Source organism: Pseudoalteromonas rhizosphaerae (assembly GCF_902498845.1).
Lineage (GTDB): Bacteria > Pseudomonadota > Gammaproteobacteria > Enterobacterales > Alteromonadaceae > Pseudoalteromonas > Pseudoalteromonas rhizosphaerae.
Genome location: NZ_CABVLM010000004.1, coordinates 19,558 through 34,243, shown reverse-complemented (window position 1 = coordinate 34,243; position 14,686 = coordinate 19,558). Strand labels below are relative to the sequence as shown.

The following is a 14,686-nucleotide window of genomic DNA, read 5'->3' as shown; positions in this document are numbered from 1 at the left end:
TCAACATCTCTGGATTGCTGATGAACTTCTCAGCCAACACAAAAGCTATTTTACTCCTGTTATTATGTGCATTTTTTTGGGGAAGTTGTTTTCCTATTGGTAAACATGCATTAAATCAAGTACACGCACTGACTTTAGTATTTTGGCGCTTTAGTATTGCCGCAATCTGCTTGGCTATCTACTTAAAAATAATTAACAGTGCAAAACCGAGTTTAACGTTCAACCAATGGGCTTGGGTGATTATTGTTAGTGCTGTTGGCGTAGGTGGCTTAAACCTCGGTTTATTTACCGGGCTGGAACATACCAGTGCCGCAAACGGCTCGTTAATAATGGCGCTGAGCCCACTTGCAACCTCATTAATAAGCTCAGTTGCAAAGCGCTCAATGCCTACTGCAGCACAATGTTTTAGCTTAATCGTTAGCCTATCAGGTGTATTATTAGTTATCACCAATGGCGACTTAGCCGTGCTTTTGAATATGCAAATCAATGCCGGCGACAAAATGATCTTTTTAGGTATGTTAGCTTGGAGTTCATACACTTACTTTAGCCAAGGTATCAATCAGTACATGCCTGTATTGCCTTATACTTTTGTTAGTATGCTAAGTGGTGCAACAATCATTAGCTTAATGTGTTTAGTGACCGCCAATGTACACCCGCTTAGCGAACTCAGTAATAGCTCAATGGTAGGTATTATCGATGTTATTTATATTGGCTTATTTGGAACTGTTGCCGGCTATCTTCTGTGGCTTAATGGCATACGCCAACTTGGCTCAGCGAATGCGTCGTTATTTTTTAACTTCGTTCCGGTATTTGCCATGTTAACAGCATTTTTGATGGGCCAACCAATTACAGAACTACAATTAATTGGCATTATTGTTGTGATCATCGGCTTATTAATGCCACGAATTGTTACCCCAAAACGCATTCCTGAACCTTGTAAATAACAAGTAATACAGCACCAGCTCATGATATAGCGATGAGTTACCTGCAACTCTATCGCTATTTAACCGCGTATTATTTTAGGATCAACAGGTAAGTGTGGCAGTTACTCTTTAAATAGAAAGAGTTACAATAATGCATTAGCAGCACACATAAACACCAAAGAGCAAAAAAATGAAAAATAACGACACCTTTAAAACTATCGCCACCTTAATTTTTAAGCAGCTTTATCAGCAGTTTCCAACACCAGTCAATTTAGATCCGAAAGCTATTATAGAAAGTGCATCAGCAGAGCAAATCGAATCAGTTAAAGGCACAATTGCGTTTCTTAACTACGAAGGCTATATTTTTGCTACCCCAAGCGCGACTTTTTTATTAACTGAAAAAGGCTTTGATCACGCTTTATGTCCAAAGTTTTAAATATTAAATCAAGACGTTAGCCTATAGTTTACTAAAGCTAATCACATAAAAAAGCCCTAGTTGACTAGGGCTATTAAATACAATTTACTGTTCTACTTTGTTTTTTTATCTTTATCTAAACGCTTTTGTAAGCTCAATGCTGCATCCGCTGCAAGTATGCGCATAAACTCAGAGCCATTGCTTTGCTCGCCCTGCCCGGCACCTATTACAATTTCAGGCACTAAACGACTATTACCTAAACTGGTGAATAAAGCAGTTTGAATTTTAACTTCAGCTTTTAGTGTTTCATCAAACACATACTTAGGATCAAGGGCTGCCGATTTAGCTCGTTGACGCGCTTCGGCAAGTACATCCATCCCCATCGCTTCTAAGCGCTGCTGTTTTAAGATCTCTGCTTGCTCTTTAGCCAATTCAGCTTTCACCGCTACGCGTTGCTGCGCAGAAATAATTGCATTCGCTTTTACTCGTTCAGCATCAATTTGTTCTTTGATTTTTAACTTTTCTGATTCTGCGCGCTGTTTAGCAATCGCTTGTTCACCTAGAGCAACTTCAGTACGGGCTTGTTGTTCAGCTTTTTTTAAATTCTGTCTTGCTAAAGCTTCATCAGCAGCCGCTTGCTTTTGTGCCTCAAGTCTTGCATTAACCTTACTTTCGTAGTCAATATCAATAATACTGGCGTCAACCACTGTAATACCATACGCACCTAAAATAGGCGCATTACGTAATGCATTACCTTCTGAATCCTTTTTGATATTGATCGTGACACGTTGCTGTTTACTCAAATTATTTAACTCATCCGTTTTATCACGTTCACCGCTACTAATAATTTGTTCAGTCACAAAAATACCATTAGTAAGTTGATCTGCAAAATCTTGGCTTAATTGACCATTACCACCAGAATAATGCTGCTCTACAGACATCATCCGCGCAGATGCCTTTACATTTTCAGTGGTAGCGCGCATTAATAAGTTTGAGATCAAGGTTTCTTGCGAACCAAACTCTTCATGGATCTTAAGTAATCCACGTAAAGAACCAGATTCACCAGCAGGCACATTACCAGGTAACCTAAATCGCGACACCCCTCTTGCACCGCCTGTTGTTGTATCTAAAAATCGAATCGGAATTAGCGGCACAATGGCGCTTGCTGTAGCACTACTGTCGCCAGTAAAGTTAATTGAAATAACTTTTTTATAAGCAGATGTAGAACCAAAAGCTTTTAAATAAGGTCCAGCCTGATCGATAACAGTTAAGTTACCCGTAAATGCCGATTGATGAACTAAACGTTCATCAGCTTCATTCCATGAAATAACTTGCGACATAAGCGTAGCAATTACAGCTAATACTATAAAAATAGCACTCACTAAAATAACATTACGACGACCAAATCGACTTATAAAAGAACTCTTATTGCCTTGAGGGGTTACAGCTTGCTGACTATCCATTTTTATTACTCTCCATATCTAATTTTTTCTTAACAAAGTAAATAATTTCTTGCTCACTTAGTTGCCCGCAAAAACTACCAGAGCGATGCAACTCGATGAAAGTTGTTAAAATATCTTCTTTGCTTTTAAGCACTTCATTTTCGGTTTCTTGGGTTTTATTCTTTTCTGTTAGCTGGGTAATTAACTCATCTACAATCGTGTCTTTATCAAATAACACATTGTATTCTTTAGATTTATTAATCCTATTTTTATGCATGTTACTGTAAATTATATACAAAGCAGCGCACAAAATAATGATGAGTATCGTTATCCCAATAAGGTAAAAAATCATAAAATCTACTTATATTGTTTTAATATTGGGGGGTTGGTAATAAGTGTAAAAATGGTTTACACCTGTTAAGCCGAGTATTATACAAGGTAACAGGAACAAAATGCAGGTTTTAAAATACCAAGAAGAAATATAATTTCTCTAATTGTATAAGTAATAACATATAAGTGAGTTTTACGGTTGGCTCAGAAGAGAAACACTTTAAAAAACAAAAAACCACGTTGGCTTAGCCTAACGTGGTTTTGTCTTTAATCGTTTATAAAAACAATTATAAAGAAAGGTACTCTTTAGCGCGCGTCAGGTTATGAGAAACCATTTCGCTATCAGCGATTTGTGCCGCTTCGTATAAATCAGAAAGACCAGCCGTATCATTGTTTGCCATCATACGTGACACACCACGGTTGCTTAATGCAAATGATGTTAGCTCGCGAACTTTCATACGTGGACCATTACTTTGCTTTAGCAATGCAATTGCTTTGGTACAAATTTCATCTGCTTGTGCATAATTTTTTGATTTCACATTTAATGCGCAGTTATTAAATGATTGTTCTACTGGCTGAGACGCTGCCGCATTATCAATAATCATTAATTTGTAATCACTTTGATCAGCCATAACAGCCGCTGAGCAAGTAAATAATGAGCCAAGTGCGATGGTTTTGATTAGTGAACGTTTCATGATTATATTCCTATTGGTTACGTCGTATCTGTTGCCGACAACTAAACTTTAGAGTGTTAGCTCAATTTCGACAAACGATAAAAATAAATCCGATAGGTGAAGAAACTTAACTTATAGACTTTAGTCTAATGATGCAGCAACAATCACATTAAAAAGCCATATAAATCAGACTGTGAACACATAATTCCCCCATATTAATGAGTGAATTAATAGCTTAGCTTGTTATGTTATCAAGAAAATGAGCTTTCATTTTACTAGTGTTGGTATAACTCTCATTTGTAAAAGGAACCACAAGATCACTCGCTTCAATAAAGAGCAAGTCATTGTCAATGCAGTAATTTAAAGATCTTTTTAAAGAATCTAAGGCATCTTCATCTACAGCTAATTCGTGATTTTCTACAAACTCTAGAATTGCCTTTGGATCATCACTAAAACCTGAACCAGAATAATTACTTGAAATAGCACCACCACTTACATCTCTATAATTACTTAGTGGCGAATCATTAATTGCATTATAGCTTTTAAGAAAATTCACTCGATGCTCCCCTTCAATGAAAGATAAAGCAAAATTTCGCGAATAATAAAAATCATGAAGGTAACCAGATATTGCTGCAATAGCAAATGAGAAGGTTTCAGCAAAGTCGTCACATTTTTGCGGGGAAGAGCTTATCCATTGCAGCATATTGTCATAAATGCTTTGTATGTACTCTTGATTATCTTCATTTTCGTCAATATCTTTAGATCGTTCTGCAGCTAGACTAGGATCGTCTAGAACATCGAAGACATATTTTTTTAATTCACTTTTTGAAATTGCATGAAAAGTTACATCATAACCCATTTTTTAATCCTTTATTTCATTCATTAAAATGCCGTATTTCTAGGCAATGGATGGTATAAATACCTAGCAATTTTAATCACAAAACGTACCTAAAATAAAGATAAAATTTACATAAATAAACGTACTATCAACTTCATACATTTAATAAACGCCACTAAACTACAAAAGCCACGTTGGCATTAACCAACGTGGCTTTTTGTATTTCGTTTATAACGATTAAATTATTATAAAAAAGGGGTTCTTTCACACGCGCCAGCTTATTATAAAACCATTTCGCTATCTGTAGCTTTGCGGCTTTATAGATCACAACAGCCAACTATATTATTGGTCGTGATCGTGGGTAGTACGCAGTTAATCACTTTTTATGCTGTAAACTCATGTACTCTAAATTATGACTCACTGCTTTTTTGTAAAAGTGCAATTGCTTTAGTGCAAATCGTTTTAGCTTGTTCATAATAATATTCCTATTAGGTTAGTCGTGTTTGTTGCCGACAACTACACTTTAGAGTGCAGGCATAATTTCTACAAACGATATAAATAAAACCAATAGATGAAGAAAACTAACCCGTAGCACCCAGTCTAAAAACCATATTTAATGCACTGATATAAAAGTGGTTTTACTTTAATTTAAAGCGAGTGTTTAACAACGGTAGAATACAAAACATTAATACAAGCAATACGCCTTATCTAAAATTAAACACGTACAAACATACAAAATTTGCATCGCGTTTTTCAGCTAAATAAGCGAGATTAAGTCACACTTAAACCATCAATTTAGCAAAAGCTTAATTGGCAATTAATGCCCAATTAAAACGCAAAAACCCACATTGAATAATCAACATGGGTTTCTTAGTAATACGCTTCTGGCAATACAGCAATAGCTTATAGAGAAAGGTACTCTTTAGCGCGCGTCAGGTTATGAGAAACCATTTCGCTATCAGCGATTTGTGCCGCTTCGTATAAATCAGAAAGACCAGCCGTATCATTGTTTGCCATCATACGTGACACACCACGGTTGCTTAATGCAAATGACGTTAGTTCGCGAACTTTCATACGTGGACCATTACTTTGCTTTAGCAATGCAATTGCTTTGGTACAAATTTCATCTGCTTGTGCATAATTTTTTGATTTCACATTTAATGCGCAGTTATTAAATGATTGTTCAACTGGCTGAGACGCTGCCGCATTATCAATAATCATTAATTTGTAATCACTTTGATCAGCCATAACAGCCGCTGAGCAAGTAAATAATGAGCCAAGTGCGATGGTTTTGATTAGTGAACGTTTCATGATTATATTCCTATTTGGTTTGAGTCGTGTCATGTCGTCTGCGTTGCCGACAACTGAACTTTAGAGTGTTGACTCAATTTCGACAAACGATAAAACTAAACCCGATAGGTGAAGAAAATTAACTTATAGACTTTAGTCTAATAACTTTGTCATAGTCTTACTTAGCCCGCGCTGAAAACAACTTTAATATTGCCCAGTTTAATGCTAAAGCAAAGCGCTGCATGCAAGCCGAGCAAAACGACGCTGATTATGACCTGCTGGTTTTAAAGAACCGCGACAAAACAATGATGGATGAAGTGATCATTCTATTCTTTTTGGGTTTGTTTGTGTGCCATTTTATACCGGCCATGCAGCCTTATATGAGCAAGGGCTGGCAGGCCATGGGCTATAATGGCGCGCCCTGGTACTTTGAATTTGTGATTGTAGGTATTGCGGTTTCAACACTCGGGTTAATGCGATTGTTTAGAGCGTTTTGGGGTGGTAAGAGCAGCAATATGAAGAAAAATGCTAGTTAGGGATTAACACTTCATTTTTGTATCAACAGACAAGTTTTAGATGCCTAGTTGTGTTGTATAACTTATTTATGCACAATAAGACTTTAGAACTTCCAAAAATGGCATATTCTTATGATTCGTAATATTGTATGCCTTTTTAGCCTGCGGTGTTAACAACTTTGCCCTTTCTGTCTTCTGTAGATTCTTCAGTATTAAACCTACCAAAGCTTGGCCAAGAGCTTTCCATTGCTTCATGAAATTCTCTAACCATTTTACTAACTTCAGATATAGGCACGCCTTCATATTCTAACTGATACAGGAAGTTCTCAAGTCTTCTGGTTTTAAGATAATGCCATTCAGAATGTTCTTTAAATCGAAAAACAGTTGTACATAATATAGCAGCTCCAGGTAAAGCTGTGAGCGAGGCAAGGAACATATTTGGCAATGCACCTGAAGCAACAAGGATAGCTGAAGCTAAACTAGATAAAATACAAATTGAGTACATTAAAAACATTAGTGTCGTATGAACTCTAGCCAGCCTTCGATATTTTATAGATTCATTATTTAGTCTTACTTTCAATTCAAGAAACTTATCATCAACATCCATTTAATTAAAACCTCATAAAAAATAACTAATAGTTAAGGGCTACTTATAACTTTTTATTTAAGTTAGTGCTAAAACCATATAGCTTGATCAAGAAATAGGGATATTTGTCCCTCATACTTTATATTGTATAAGTAGCAAAGTATCTCGCTTTTCGCCACAAAATTTTATTTTGAAATAAATAATTTAGACTTTATTAATAGTGAAATCAAATAGGTGTTTGGCTTTTCCAATATTCAAGCACATCTATGCAGTCGATAAATTTTTCATCTACCTGTTCATCTTTATTTTCTAATATTTTCAACACTTCGCCATATGCTTCGGCCAAAAACACATGTTCATTCTCAGTAGTGCGTTTGCTTGTACCAATATGGTTAATTTCAAGATCTAGCCTTTTAACTATCCTATCGTTATGAGTTTCCCACTCTGCATCTGAAAAACTTTCATTAGCTAACAGTAAGTTTAACTCAATCAATAAAGCGTCAATTCTTTCTTTTATTAATTCTAATTTCATATTTTGCCTTTGTGAGTACCATTCAATTTCTAATGCGTTTTCAAATTTCCCTGCAACAACTTCAAGGCGCTTAAGCGCTCTTGTAAAATTTGGACCTGGCACACCATTCAGCGTTGCTGCATTGGTCTTGCTAATACCGCGAACTAAGTAATCACTGAGTGCTGCTTTTATATCTTCACTGGTGCTTTTACCAAACGATAAAAGTGCATCTAATCGCTCTTGGCTTTGTGAGCCTTTATGCAAATATTTCATAATTTATTTATCACTTAACTGATAATAAACTAATGATATTTCAATATTAGATAAATCACCAGCTATATGATCTTTTTGTTGTCACTTTATTGTCAAACATTGTCACTTTTTGACAACGCGATCTTTTTAAAATTGCTCACAGATCCTTTTGCTGGGCTGGCTGGCGATTAATTGCATGTCACTGGGGTTGTCAATTTGACGCGTTTTTTGCACGAAAGCGGAAGGCGAGGAGGAGTGAATTTTGGAGCCTTTTGGTTCTCAGCCCACACTTTTCGGCGGGCCTTAGCGACCCGACTAAGTACGATGCCATGTATTTTAAAAACGAAACTAAGCCGCTGATTAAATTAATGATGGACGAAGTGGCACGGCATCCTGAAATTGGAAGCAAATTGCAGCTTAACTTTGATTTAGCACCGAGTGCTTAAGATTTTAAGGCGCAAAAAATCGCGCCTTAAAATTATATTAATTCTCTATGTTTAGATATTTCTGTGTATAAACTAATTATTTCTTCAACAGCAGCTTTCCTTTCCATTGCACTGAAGGAATTTATTGTTGCTCTAAACAAACCTTCATTTTGTGTTGGCTGAACTGCTCTAAATGATTCCATTAAATTATCAAATCGTAGTTTTAGACTTTCTGGTAAGTCATTCTCTGATGTTATTTGCGCTAAATTAAATGAAACAGCATCGACAAGTCTACCCGTCTGATCTCCTTCACTTGTAAGACAATCAATTGCCAAATACAGCTTTTCCCAACCATAACTAATACTCATACCAACTCCATTTAAAGTAAAATTACATTTATCATTCATTCTATTGAATAGTTAAACTCTTTTTGGAAACCTTATCAATACTGTATATAATAACAGTGATTTTTATTAACGATGGGTGGTTATTATGGCGCGGGTTACTTGTCCAAATTGCGAAGCTAAAGCGACGATCACATCGCGTGAAAAGCAAAGCTCGCATGTGGTTAATTTATATTGCTCGTGCACAAATACTAAAGAATGCGGCGCTACTTTTCGTATTACCCAATCGTTTGATCACTTCTTAAACCCGCCTGTAAAAAGCACGCAAGAACTGGCTGTGGCGCTTATTAAAAACCTACCTCGAGAACAACAACTCGAATTAATTGGGTTTTAGATCTATTTATACATTTAATAAAAGCTTTTGATTTGTATATTAATTTAACTAGTTATTTTCTATAGATACTATATTTGAACCCTGGTCTGCTCTTGATAAATTTAGGTGTTTAAATTTTACTTTGTCAAATTTATCATCTTCAATAAATTTTATTAATTCATAAGATAAGTTACGGAATTCTGTTTGCGCAGCAGCCCATTTTCTATCATCAATGTTTTGGGGGGCATCACCATGTATACCTTTAATATCACTTAAACTTAAATTGCTAATGTCATTCTTCTTTTTATTGAAAAATGCTTCTACCTCCTGCTTTAGTTTTTCTTCCCTCCAATAGGTCACAGATTCATTTAAAGTATCTTTTACTGTATTTGGCAGGTTTAGAAACAATCTTTGGGCAGAATTAAATTTATCAGGTTCACCTTTGAGAGCAGTTAAAACCTCCCCTAATACGCGCTTCACTTCGTTATTTCCTTCCGCAACAGTTGTACCAACTTCAATTACATAATAAATTGCACTTAGCTGCTTTTCAGTTAACGAGCCAACCTTTAATACCTCTCTTAGTGAATCGAGCAAAATTATATTATACGATTCACTCGTAGGGCTTTTAATTTTTGCCACTCTCAGCGAGTCTTTGACAAGCTCATCTATCTTTGATGAAGAACATACATATGAATAATCCAAAATTAATTGAGCTGCTTTTGTAAAGCTATCTGAGGGCGCATTTAATGCATATTTTTGTTGGACATTTAATGCTTTTTCTACCAGAGAAATTACACCTTCTGCGTCAGGTCCCAGTAAGTAATAATTATTGTACAGCTCTGACGAACTTACTAAAAAGCTCGTCCCTAGTGCCAACTTCTCGAATGAACTTGCTGAAGCACCATTTATTGCCATCAAACCGGATGCTAATACTGTGCCTATTAAAAATTGATCCTTCACCCATCTATTGTTTTTATTGCTATACACTATATCGTGTAATGTATTTAAACAATTTGCTCTAGTTAGCAAAATACCTTCAGCTACAAAGTCCTCGAAATTTTCTCTGGTTGCCCCCGGTTTAATAGCATCTTTATATGCTTTATAAGAAGTATTCCTATTAGCTAGCTCTGCCTCTGGAACTTTTCGAATATGCTCTTCAGTAATGTACTTATTTTGATTTAATTTGTGGCTAGTGCATGCGCTTAGAGCTAAAGAAAGTATACATATTAGTAATGAGGAATGTTTCATTTTTGAAATCCTTTTCTATTTATTACTAAAGCATAGAATCTAAAGTGAAATTTGCAAAAATAAAAAAGGCCGACATCCCATGTCAGCCTTTTTAGATTTGAAGTTTTTAACTACAATAATAGTCACTTTTAAAGTTAGTCCCTTTTGTGGGTTTTGCAAATTATTAACCAAAACCGTTGATAAAAAAAGCAGACGAAATTTATTTTTCAAATAGCTAAATTTAATCGATAGTGAGTTGATTTATAAATATTTCATTTTTATCAGATGGTCAAAGGTTAATGACTACTAACACATGCGTGTTATCCCATCTTTATCCACAATTAGGGGCGTTTATGCCCCTTGCAAATGATCGCGTACCACTCTATCTTGTTACGGAACTTGAAAATTATACTACATATAGTGTGTACTTTCAGGGGAGGAACTAACACCATACGCCAATATGGTGTTAGTAAAGTCACTTGCTAAGATTTCAGCTAAGCGCTTAGGTTTGCAAAAAGAGCGTAACTTATTCTGGAATCTTGAGCAAGCCACATCTAAAAATTGGAGGATAATAAATTGAAAATCAATTTATCCTTAGAGATTTCAGATCGTGCAATTATTAACGTTATACATTTAATAATTGCAATCAGTTCATTTTTAGCAATGTAATTAGAAAGGGCTAAAGAAATTTAGCCCTTACATCTCGTACCTTAATATGACTTTTTTTCCGAGACTAATGTATTAACCTTAGTTCTAACAATTTATAAAAAAATCGAAGGACAGGTATTGATTTCATAGATAAAGAATGGGGCTTCGAAGTATCGAAAGAGACGTGTAAGTAAAAACATTCGTGGCTAAAGCGCACTCCTACTTATAGGGCCAAAAAACTCAACAACAATTTAAATATTGCTTTTAATTTAGATCACTGATTTATAAAAACTTTAACGCTGATACTCGCCCTTGTTTTCTCGACCAAAAAACGCGCCAGCAAGCTTAACGCCTACGATAATGCTCTTGTAGCTCGCAGTAAAATTTTTTCGGGCTAAAACTCAACCTACAATTGAATGCATTCATAGTTATGAGTTTTTAAGCAGGCTTTTCTTTTAATGAATGATTAAGTTTCGCAACACTCTAGCTAAGCTACCTGCGAAAGTATGATTACCATCATTTCATCATCCAAACCTATAAACTCCCTCGCCTGTATGCCATAATCTAAATAATTCATGAATTTAGTAACTTGGCGGTATTGCAACCGCTTCAAGCTAACTTAAAGGGTTTTTAAATGGCTTATCAAGAGCAAAATCAAGCAACTATTTATTGGCACGATTATGAGACCTGGGGGGCGAATCCGCAAAAGGATAAGCCGAGCCAGTTTGCGGGTGTTCGTACTGATCTTGATTTAAATATTATTGGTGAGCCGCTGATTGAATATTGCAAACCTGTGGCTGATTATTTACCGCATCCTGAGGCATGTTTGATCACCGGTATTACTCCGCAAGTAGCGATGCAAAAAGGTTTAGTTGAGGCTGACTTTATTGCCAAGATCCATGCTGAATTTAGTGTGCCTAATACCTGCGTGGCCGGTTATAACAGCATTCGTTTTGATGATGAAGTAAGCCGTTATAGCTTTTACCGTAACTTTTACGACCCTTACGAACGCGAATACAAAAACAATAACAGCCGCTGGGATATTATAGATTTAGTGCGTGCTTGTTATGCACTGCGCCCTGAAGGTATTGAATGGCCGTTAAAAGAAGATGGCAGCCCAAGCTTTAAGTTGGAACATTTAACGGTTGCTAACGGCATTGAACACGCTGCGGCGCATGATGCGTTATCTGATGTAACCGCGACGATTGCTTTGGCTAAACTAATAAAAGAAAAACAGCCAAAACTGTATAACTTCTTTTTTAGTTTGCGCGGTAAAAAAGCCTTAGCTGAGTTAGTTGATGTATTTAATATGACGCCGCTGGTGCATACTTCATCACGTATTCCTGCTACCCAAGGCTGTACCAGTTGGATTGCCCCGATGAGCTTTCATCCGACTAATAAAAATGCAGTAGTGTGTTTTAACTTAACCGAAGATCCACAGGTATTACTCGATTTATCAATTGAAGAGTTGCGCACCCGCCTTTATACCAAGCGCAGTGAGCTTGCCGATGATGAACTGCCTGTTGGTTTAAAATTGGTACATTTAAATAAATGCCCTATTTTAGCGCCTGCTAAAACTTTATTACCTGAAAACGCCGCCCGTTTAGGCATTGACCGCGAGCAGTGTTTAAAAAATCTTGCGATTTTAAAAGCCAACCCAAGTCTTCGCGATAAAGTCACTGAAGTATTTAACGATAAGCCCGATTACGGTAAAACCACCAATACTGATTACATGTTATACGACGGCTTCACCAGTCATGCTGATAAAGCTAAATTTGCCATTATCCGTGATGCCAGCCCTGAGCAATTAGCGGGTATGAAGTTGGATTTTGAAGATAAAAAGTTTGATAACTTATTGTTTAAATACCGTGCCCGTAATTGGCCGCAATCGCTTAATCAAGATGAACTTGATCAGTGGCGTCAATATTGCCAAAACAAATTAATGCATGGTGAAGATCAACCATCGATCAGCGCACAAGATTTTATGGTTACGCTAGAAAATCTCGCCCATGAACATGACGATAATGAAAAAAATCTGACTATTCTAAAAGCGCTTTATAACTACGCGCAAAGTATGTAGTTTGCAGAGATTTAAAGCCGCGAGTAGAGTTATTCGCGGCTTTTTACTTTAAAATTCAAACTCTAGGGCAAGGCGAAAACTATGATCTTTACCTTGTTGGCTCAGCTCGGTCACAAATCCTGCTTCCCACTTTAGTTGTCGCTTCGCTGAAAATCGATGCAGCCCAATAAAACCAGGGCCAATACCAAAGAAGTCTTCTCCGGCGTATAGCTCTAATGCAGGCTGAAACTCAGAGCGAAAACGATAGCGATACTGCGCGCGAAACTCAGTTTCCCATTCGTTTTTAATATCACCGCCCCACTCGTAGACTAAAAATGCATTCATGGTGAGGCTAGTCCGACCAAATTCTTTTTCCCATAAAAAGCCAGTTGTGGCTTCATAACTATCTTTGCCTTCTTGCTTTTCAAGTTCAAATAAGGCGCCCCAATCAGCCCACAGCCGCCCTTGCTCCACCAACTGCCAACGCAGTTCTAGTTCGTAGGCTGAGAAGCCAAAGTTACCGTCGTCATCACGTTCTCCAACCGCATAACCTTCCAAACTCATAGTGTCGTTAAACGAGCCACCTAAGCCAATTCGTTGGGCTAAAATATTGCCCTTATCTGTTTGATGAGAGATCAAACGCCATTCAAATTCGCGCTCAAATGGTAATACGTAAGGGTGGTAAACTTTATCTACGACTATTCCATCGGCTCGCACATTAAACGATGCCATGAACAAAAGCGAAGTTAAGCACCACGCGAGAATAAATCTCATGATGGCTCCTTTTGAGAAAATTGCCGAGTAAATACTATACTGTTGCCAATAAAGGCTATAACCGCCACTAGATAAAGCCATAATGCAGTTTTGCTTGGCGTTGCCTCATAGCCGACTAAGGCTTTGAGTACACGGCCTAACTCTGAGTTTTCGACTAGCACTGCACGCCAATCAAAGTAGTTGGACGTAATATTGATCAAGTCAATTTGGCTGGCCAGATCTAATACTATCAGTAATTTTGCCGAGGCATTAAAAGCCAAAAACAACATCAGTGGATACACACCAAATCGTGCTCTAACACTGTGCAGTAAAAATAATAGCAACACACCAAAACTACCACAGATCCCTATTCCCAAAGATGTCCCTATAAGCAAAGGTTTTGCTGTATCGGTGTTATGCCAAAAACCAACCAGATAAATAAAATAGTGACTCAAATACAGCGCCATAACCGCAACTATTGCAAGCAATGCGAATAAACGCTGCTGTTTACAACTTATTAGTGATGCAATATACACGATGACACATAACAGCATTTGACTAAACTCTAGGCCGCGATGATCAAATAACTGGCTCAACCAAGCAGCACTTTGTACATAAATAATACTACAAAGCAGCCCAACAAAAGCGGTCACTATCAGCACTCGCTGGTTTAGCTTTAGCAATGACTGTAACAGCACGAGTAAAATCACGACTGGTAACAGCTGATTTATACTCATCAATAAACTAGTTATCAGCATCAGTCTTTCCTTCTACTAATACTGCCCCACGGGCTGTGTTAGGTGAAAACTCGCCAAAAAACTCATAACGCCCAGGGCTCAGTGGCCCGATATAAATCACACTACTACGATTAGGATACAGCACTTTTTCTCGATTTAAATCAAAACTGTCAAACTCTTCTGGCGTACTATCTTGATTTTCAATTAAAAGTTTTAGTTTAGTATTGGCCGGAACAATGATCTCCGCGGGATAAAAAAGGTGATCTTTTAAAATTAATTTATATTCTTTAGCAAAACACGAAAATGGTAATACGCTAAATAGCAGCAGGCTGATAAACCCTAAC

Annotated in this window: 17 protein-coding genes and 1 pseudogene; 6 read left to right on the top strand and 12 right to left on the bottom strand. The window is 36.9% G+C overall.

All coding sequences use genetic code 11. The annotated features are described in order from the left end of the window. Positions 1–20: 20 nt before the first annotated feature. Together PSR9079_RS07370 and PSR9079_RS07365 are read left to right on the top strand one after the other, a co-directional pair. Positions 21–944, top strand: coding sequence for a DMT family transporter (locus PSR9079_RS07370; RefSeq protein WP_149980967.1), 924 nt, complete (start codon positions 21–23; stop codon positions 942–944). A gap of 169 nt (positions 945–1,113) precedes the next feature. Further along, complete coding sequence (locus tag PSR9079_RS07365) at positions 1,114–1,359, top strand: hypothetical protein (protein WP_145233036.1); 246 nt, start codon at positions 1,114–1,116, stop codon at positions 1,357–1,359. Positions 1,360–1,451: 92 nt separating this feature from the next. On the opposite strand, the gene PSR9079_RS07360 is transcribed toward PSR9079_RS07365, so the two are convergent. The 5 genes from PSR9079_RS07360 to PSR9079_RS07340 all read right to left on the bottom strand — a co-directional run bounded on the left by PSR9079_RS07360 (position 1,452) and on the right by PSR9079_RS07340 (position 5,933). Then, the gene (locus PSR9079_RS07360) at positions 1,452–2,801 is read right to left on the bottom strand and encodes an SPFH domain-containing protein (RefSeq protein WP_149980966.1); all 1,350 of its coding nucleotides are present in this window, start codon (positions 2,799–2,801) and stop codon (positions 1,452–1,454) included. Then, complete coding sequence (locus PSR9079_RS07355) at positions 2,794–3,132, bottom strand: methanolan biosynthesis protein EpsI (protein WP_145233034.1); 339 nt, start codon at positions 3,130–3,132, stop codon at positions 2,794–2,796. The genes PSR9079_RS07360 and PSR9079_RS07355 overlap by 8 nt, the downstream gene beginning before the upstream one ends. A gap of 265 nt (positions 3,133–3,397) precedes the next feature. Next, the gene (locus PSR9079_RS07350) at positions 3,398–3,805 is read right to left on the bottom strand and encodes a hypothetical protein (protein WP_149980964.1); all 408 of its coding nucleotides are present in this window, start codon (positions 3,803–3,805) and stop codon (positions 3,398–3,400) included. Between the two features lie 214 nt (positions 3,806–4,019). Continuing rightward, entirely contained in the window at positions 4,020–4,643 is a 624-nt protein-coding gene (locus PSR9079_RS07345; protein WP_149980965.1) for a hypothetical protein, read from the bottom strand. Between the two features lie 882 nt (positions 4,644–5,525). Next, positions 5,526–5,933: a hypothetical protein gene (locus PSR9079_RS07340; protein WP_149980964.1), complete on the bottom strand. Its 408-nt coding sequence runs from the start codon at positions 5,931–5,933 to the stop codon at positions 5,526–5,528. A gap of 161 nt (positions 5,934–6,094) precedes the next feature. Between PSR9079_RS07340 and PSR9079_RS07335 the strand changes: the two are divergent. Further along, positions 6,095–6,448: pseudogene (locus PSR9079_RS07335) on the top strand (hypothetical protein); the annotation flags it as partial. Between the two features lie 136 nt (positions 6,449–6,584). Here the strand turns inward: PSR9079_RS07335 and PSR9079_RS07330 are convergent. Together PSR9079_RS07330 and PSR9079_RS24240 are read right to left on the bottom strand one after the other, a co-directional pair. Further along, positions 6,585–7,034 (bottom strand): hypothetical protein, encoded by a 450-nt coding sequence (locus PSR9079_RS07330; protein WP_149980963.1) that lies wholly within the window; start codon positions 7,032–7,034, stop codon positions 6,585–6,587. A 205-nt stretch (positions 7,035–7,239) separates the two neighbouring features. Continuing rightward, a complete protein-coding gene (locus tag PSR9079_RS24240; RefSeq protein WP_246175503.1) occupies positions 7,240–7,797 on the bottom strand; it encodes a hypothetical protein in 558 nt (185 codons plus the stop codon). Between the two features lie 251 nt (positions 7,798–8,048). Here PSR9079_RS24240 and PSR9079_RS23625 point away from each other — a divergent pair, with 251 nt between their 5' ends. After that, positions 8,049–8,222: a hypothetical protein gene (locus PSR9079_RS23625; RefSeq protein WP_179959152.1), complete on the top strand. Its 174-nt coding sequence runs from the start codon at positions 8,049–8,051 to the stop codon at positions 8,220–8,222. A 32-nt stretch (positions 8,223–8,254) separates the two neighbouring features. Here the strand turns inward: PSR9079_RS23625 and PSR9079_RS07320 are convergent, their stop codons facing one another. Then, positions 8,255–8,569, bottom strand: coding sequence for a hypothetical protein (locus PSR9079_RS07320; protein WP_149980962.1), 315 nt, complete (start codon positions 8,567–8,569; stop codon positions 8,255–8,257). Between the two features lie 124 nt (positions 8,570–8,693). Between PSR9079_RS07320 and PSR9079_RS07315 the strand changes: the two genes are divergently transcribed. Next, positions 8,694–8,939 carry an ogr/Delta-like zinc finger family protein gene (locus PSR9079_RS07315; protein WP_149980961.1) on the top strand — a complete coding sequence of 82 codons (246 nt, stop codon included), beginning with the start codon at positions 8,694–8,696 and terminating at the stop codon, positions 8,937–8,939. A 48-nt stretch (positions 8,940–8,987) separates the two neighbouring features. On the opposite strand, the gene PSR9079_RS07310 is transcribed toward PSR9079_RS07315, so the two are convergent. Next, entirely contained in the window at positions 8,988–10,166 is a 1,179-nt protein-coding gene (locus PSR9079_RS07310) for a hypothetical protein (RefSeq protein WP_149980960.1), read from the bottom strand. Between the two features lie 1,261 nt (positions 10,167–11,427). On the opposite strand from PSR9079_RS07310, the gene sbcB reads away from it, so the two are divergent. Beyond that, positions 11,428–12,873 carry an exodeoxyribonuclease I gene (sbcB, locus tag PSR9079_RS07305; RefSeq protein ID WP_149980959.1) on the top strand — a complete coding sequence of 482 codons (1,446 nt, stop codon included), beginning with the start codon at positions 11,428–11,430 and terminating at the stop codon, positions 12,871–12,873. Positions 12,874–12,921: 48 nt separating this feature from the next. On the opposite strand, the gene PSR9079_RS07300 is transcribed toward sbcB, so the two are convergent. The 3 genes from PSR9079_RS07300 to PSR9079_RS07290 are packed head-to-tail and all read right to left on the bottom strand — an operon-like array spanning position 12,922 to position 14,676. Beyond that, positions 12,922–13,584, bottom strand: a complete 663-nt coding sequence (locus tag PSR9079_RS07300; protein ID WP_246175522.1) for a hypothetical protein — start codon at positions 13,582–13,584, stop codon at positions 12,922–12,924. Positions 13,585–13,622: 38 nt separating this feature from the next. Continuing rightward, the gene (locus tag PSR9079_RS07295; RefSeq protein ID WP_149980958.1) at positions 13,623–14,363 is read right to left on the bottom strand and encodes an iron transporter; all 741 of its coding nucleotides are present in this window, start codon (positions 14,361–14,363) and stop codon (positions 13,623–13,625) included. Beyond that, positions 14,350–14,676 (bottom strand): cupredoxin domain-containing protein, encoded by a 327-nt coding sequence (locus tag PSR9079_RS07290; protein WP_246175520.1) that lies wholly within the window; start codon positions 14,674–14,676, stop codon positions 14,350–14,352. The genes PSR9079_RS07295 and PSR9079_RS07290 overlap by 14 nt, the downstream gene beginning before the upstream one ends. Positions 14,677–14,686 lie beyond the last annotated feature (10 nt).